This window comes from Psychrobacter sp. AOP7-C1-14 (assembly GCF_052376135.1).
Taxonomy (GTDB): Bacteria; Pseudomonadota; Gammaproteobacteria; order Pseudomonadales; family Moraxellaceae; genus Psychrobacter.
Map to the genome: position 1 here is coordinate 1 of NZ_JBQSVH010000036.1, position 5,097 is coordinate 5,097.

Here is a 5,097-nt window from a genome sequence, read left to right on the forward strand (position 1 = left end):
GCTTATCCATGAGCCACTGAGCAGATCGTTTAAAAAATTCTCCTTCTTGGCTTTTTCCCCAGCCTTCCCATTCAGGACTGGCGGTTATTAAATACTCGATACATAGCACCGCATCAGAGCGTCTTTTTTCAGGGAGCCGGTCTTTTATTGCCTGTTTGACGGCTTCAGGGGTAGCAACGCTATGATAATTTTTAGGGGTGAGGTTGGGGTCAGTATTGGGCGTTTCTATCGTTCGGTAGCTGTGTGCAAGACTGCCACCAATGTTGCCCATCGTCTTCAATTTCGCCGTCCTCAAAATTGCATAGTTCATTGCCACTTTTTCCTGATAATTAGGTGTTATTTCACTAAAGTGTACTTACTACACCATAATTTCACCCGTTACGAAAGCGTAATTTTTACGGCAAAAGGCAGTAAAAAAGGGCTGTTTTTCACTGTTTTTCAACTTGGCTGTTTACAGATTGTAAACGCATTTTTTCTTTTTAAATCAATACCTAAGAGCGATTTTGTTTGCACTTTGTATACACCTGAATTTCAATAAACCTAACAATATCAGCTATTTGGCAGTCCCTTTAGGGTGCGTAAGGTGTAGTCATTAAATTAGGTAAAAAATGACGGGTCTTTTATCTGTCGTAAAATCTGCTACAAAAAAGGGCTTATAAGAGCGTTACTTCTCGTTTTTCACTGGCATAATCTTAGGCTGGTACAAACAACTTATTCACCTAAAAAAATTATCTGTCGCTACAGATAATTCTAGTAACGGAGTGATTTATGAGCATGATCGGTGTATCAGTAGCTAGCAGTAAAAGCCTTCAGCTTGAAGCTACCCAAGAAGCCTACGATAGAGCTATCGTAAAGCTTAATTTGCTTTTGATTGACGATAAGACGCATGAGAAAGCCGTTAGGACAAAGCTGTTTGAAGTCATGGATGAAAGGAATGAGCTAGGAGATTATTCGACTTCTGAGCTGTATATTATGCAAAAAAGCATTGAAGAGATGGTTTATGACTTTCTTACTGGGTTGAACGAGCAGGCTGTCGTTGTCTAGATTAGTAAGGAGCACAGAATGACAAATCGATTTATGTGGCTGTACTTATCGCTTATATTAGGAGTACATATATAAGCGATAAGTAATACTATGAGTACGACTAATTATAATATTCGTCTTGATCAAGAATTAAAAGAAAAGGCGTTTTCGGTGCTTGAGGGCTATGGTTTAACACCTTCTCAGGCGATTAAGTTATTTTTGAATCAAGTGGCAGAAACCAATAGCGTACCGCTGTCTTTTGATTACCAGGCAATACTTAGCACTAATACACTAAAAAAATCTAGCGGCAACCATCGTAGCCAAAATAAAGATTAAACCACAAACCCCAATTGCTCGTAGAAAGAATCTTTTATCATCCATGATCAAACCCCTAATGTTTGTTTTAGTACATATACACCTTACTCCTTTCTTACTGTAAGAGTCTCGAATTATGTAACACGTGTACACTGATATGCCAAATGATTAGAGAAAAGTCGGTTTAGAGTGGTTCCTTAATAAAAGTCTAAATAGGGTAGTCTTTTAATCGTTTAGAGGTGTAATAGACTGGTTCCACTAGGGTATACCATAATTTCGCACTGAAACTGCCAGAGTACTATCGTGGAATCTGATACGCTAAAACCTAACTTGTATCGATATAATTTAATCCAAAACCTTAAAAAAATCAGTATTTAACTCTAAATTTAACTCTAATGACTCCTGATCCGTTTGTGCGGCAACGATAATACCTTCGCCAAATACAAACAAAGTGTCAGATTTCTGCTTAGCATTTTCCGCACTTATCTGTTCAAAATTATCAAGTAGCCATTTCCTAACCTCAGTTTTATGCTGCTTGGCTATTAAATGAGGTGAAGACTGTTTATCTGAATACTCTGCGCAAGCGTTGATAAACATACAACCATAAAAATCCTCTGATAACGTCCAGTTCTTGAGGAAGTTTAAGTAGCAAGTGGCAACATCTGCTACTTTCTCAATCTCAAAATCATCAAAGTCATTTTCTAATTGAGTCATAAACATCTGATGACGATATTTAAGCGCCTCCTCAATCAAGCCTTCTTTACTACCAAAATGAGCATACAAAGTCCGCTTGGTAGTCCCTGATCGCTTTGCTAGAAGCTCTACTCCACTGTCGTGAAAGCCTTGCTTATAAAAGAGCTCATAACTTTTTTGTAGAATAGTATCTCGCAATTCCATTGGTTCTGCTCCTGTTATTTTTATGCAGTGAATAACAATAATAGTATTTTTATATACTGTTCGGTATACTTGGAATGTATACCGAACAGTATATTTGTAATTATACCTTTTTATTTTTTATTTATGATAGGAGTAAGTATGCATTCATTCTTTAATTGGCATAAGTTAAGCGGTCAAGTCAACGAATGTCCGAAGAGATTACCTTCATCGATGATAGCAGTGGCTTGGCTAGGTGGCACCATTGCCACTGCAACGCTTGCTATATTAGGAAGCTCAATAGAACTTATTATGATTTTAGGATCGTTTGGCGCAAGTTGTTTACTAATATTTGCCTATCCTACTAGCCCTTTTGCCCAGCCGAGAAATGTTATAGGTGGGCATGTTATTGCGACTTTTACAGGACTGGTATTCATGACGTTATTTGGTATTCACTGGTGGAGTATGGCAACTGCTGTTGGCACTGCCATTGCGCTAATGCTGATATTTAGAATGCCTCATCCGCCTGCTGGGTCTAACCCTTTAATAGTTATGCTAGGTGCAGTAAATTGGAGTTTTTTGATAACACCCACTCTAATCGGTTCAATCGTTTTGGTAATGGTAGCGCTGATTTATAACAATTTGGGTAAAGGTAAACAGTATCCGACTTATTGGTGGTGAATTACCTGAACCGCATCGGGATTGTCTGGGACTTAACACTCTGAGAGTTAGTCTATAGTTCAATGCCTGTATACCGCGCCGATCACGAATAGAATATGTATGGCAAGTACACCATGAAGTACACTGCGGCTATTTCAGCGAGTTAAAACTTTGATACCAATAGCTTACAGCCAAAGATTCAAGTCCTCACTAGGGAACCGAACCCATCTAACACACTCATAAGACCTAGTATTCAAGATACTCTCTGATGGGACGTTTATTAAACTGTGTAGGGTCTTTTTTAAGGCGGTTAACCATTTCAAACTCCCATTCTTGCTGTGACTGCCCAGCTGGGCTAGTTGGGCTTACTAAATGATTGTATTCCGCCATAAAAGCAGGGTTACGAGCAATTCGCCCTAGCTGCTTATCATTCAATCCATCGACCGTAAACATATCTCCTGTACTAACGTCGCGCTCCTTATTAACTACATCCGTCTTAGCTTTTGGCTTTTCATAAACAGTAAAACTAAATCCTGCAATTTTGCGACCTTTTTTCTTTTGAGTGTAACTAACATTGAGATCTGATTTTTCGTTTATCTCTTCAACAGCAAGGTTTAAGACCCTTTTTTTGAAGTTGCTCATAGTTTGATATTCATCATCTTCAACTCCAAGCTGACCTCTAAATTTCTCCAATTCAAAAACAGGTGTTTTTTTGGCTTGCTTCCATTGAACCAGCAGCTCATAGAGCCTTACTGAATAATTACTATCCATTTCAGCTGTTTGTTCTAGTAAATATTTAGTAAAAAACTCTTCAGCCCCATCAATCCGAGTAATTCCTTGTACTACAGCTGGAGTAAATACAACTTCAATCGCTCCTTCGTCATCTAAATATCTAACTTGGGATAACCAACGAGATTTAACTAACTTACCTTCATCATCAACATAGCTAAAGCGTCTGTTAAATAGCGTATCTTCAGCGTCCTTCATCATTAGATAACCGTTTTGGCGAGTGGTATTAAAAACTTCAGCATATCTTTTAGCATCAATACGAAGTGGTATCTCTGCACTCAACCCTGTACCAGTTTCTCTAGCGTCTACAACGGCTAACTGCACAATGCGTATTTCTGATAGTTTTAGATTTTGTAGTACGGTGTTTAGATAGTTGGTTTTCACCACTAAATTAGATTTAGACATAATAACCTTCATAATTGAATACTTATATTTAATTGTATCTTTGAATACTTTTTTATTCAAGTATTCAAATGGTAAGTAAACGTATTCGAATGGGTAAGTAAACGTATTCGAATGGGTAAGTAAACGTATTCGAATGGGTAAGTAAACGTATTCGAATGGAGGTTTCAGACCTTTAGTAGCAAGGGATACAGAGGGCTTAAAAGCATTTAAAAGCATTTAAAAGCATTAAAAGCATTTTTTTTATTTTTTACTAATGAAAAAGACAAAAGAAAAAAGCATTAGTTACCACAAAATATTTGGATTTTTTATGCCTTCTTGGATCAGATGATTGATCAACTCTTTCTTTCTAGTTTGTTCATCAATTTATTTTTTACCTTAGTAATAAGCTATAGAAACCGCTCTATCTGTCTATAGGATTAGATTTAATAGCATTAAATATCTATTTTGATAGATACCTAGCCCTTTCATATTTAACCCTCTCTACAGCGATTCTACGGCTTTCTAGCTGCATTGCCTCATTTACTCTAGCAATTTCCTCTTGATTTAACCCTTCAGTCGCCAGTAAGTAAGGCTCAACACGTTTTTTAAGGGTGTCATAGCTCGCTTCCGCAACGCTTTTATCCAATCTAGCTTTCTCATAGTCCATTAGGATGCTGTTAGCAGCCTTCACAGTCGGTTCTATTTGCTCAATAACGGCTGCTGTGACCTTTTCCCTATACCGAGCCTTGCTTTCAAACATTTCAGGCTTAGGTGATACGGTTTCGATACTAAAATCTCTCGCGTGATTGATGTCATGGTAATACTCCTTGATGCTGGTATGCTTGGCTTTAGAGCCTTCTTTACCCCTCGTTAACCCTAAATCAGCGACCGTATTGGCAAAATCGGTTTGCATCTTGTTTAATTTAGCCCTTCCACCTAGAAAATCCTTACAGTTGAGCTTACCTCTTTGGTCAATAGGAACTACATAAGCGACTAGGTGCGGTGTGCTTATGTCCCGATGAATACTCATACTCGCAATGTTTTCTTCCCCAT

General features: G+C 38.0%; 7 protein-coding genes. 3 read left to right on the top strand and 4 right to left on the bottom strand.

The window, feature by feature from the left end; genetic code table 11:
* Nucleotides 1–271, bottom strand: a 271-nt coding sequence (locus ACT3QN_RS13535; RefSeq protein ID WP_444529294.1) for a plasmid recombination protein, incomplete at its 3' end; no start/stop codon positions are given.
* A gap of 497 nt (nucleotides 272–768) precedes the next feature.
* On the opposite strand from ACT3QN_RS13535, the gene ACT3QN_RS13540 reads away from it, so the two are divergent.
* Nucleotides 769–1,044, top strand: coding sequence for a hypothetical protein (locus ACT3QN_RS13540; protein WP_087040289.1), 276 nt, complete (start codon nucleotides 769–771; stop codon nucleotides 1,042–1,044).
* 90 nt (nucleotides 1,045–1,134) lie between these two features.
* On the top strand, nucleotides 1,135–1,359 hold the full coding sequence (locus ACT3QN_RS13545; RefSeq protein ID WP_087040288.1) for a type II toxin-antitoxin system RelB/DinJ family antitoxin: 225 nt from the start codon (nucleotides 1,135–1,137) through the stop codon (nucleotides 1,357–1,359).
* 324 nt (nucleotides 1,360–1,683) lie between these two features.
* Here ACT3QN_RS13545 and ACT3QN_RS13550 read toward each other — a convergent pair whose 3' ends face one another.
* Entirely contained in the window at nucleotides 1,684–2,235 is a 552-nt protein-coding gene (locus ACT3QN_RS13550) for a TetR/AcrR family transcriptional regulator (protein WP_087039982.1), read from the bottom strand.
* Between the two features lie 138 nt (nucleotides 2,236–2,373).
* Here ACT3QN_RS13550 and ACT3QN_RS13555 point away from each other — a divergent pair, with 138 nt between their 5' ends.
* A complete protein-coding gene (locus ACT3QN_RS13555; protein ID WP_087039981.1) occupies nucleotides 2,374–2,892 on the top strand; it encodes an HPP family protein in 519 nt (172 codons plus the stop codon).
* A 225-nt stretch (nucleotides 2,893–3,117) separates the two neighbouring features.
* On the opposite strand, the gene repM is transcribed toward ACT3QN_RS13555, so the two are convergent.
* Entirely contained in the window at nucleotides 3,118–4,065 is a 948-nt protein-coding gene (gene repM / locus ACT3QN_RS13560) for a replication initiation protein RepM (RefSeq protein ID WP_087040291.1), read from the bottom strand.
* 439 nt (nucleotides 4,066–4,504) lie between these two features.
* Nucleotides 4,505–5,097 (bottom strand): plasmid recombination protein (locus ACT3QN_RS13565; RefSeq protein WP_444529293.1); only part of this gene is annotated, 593 nt, incomplete at its 5' end.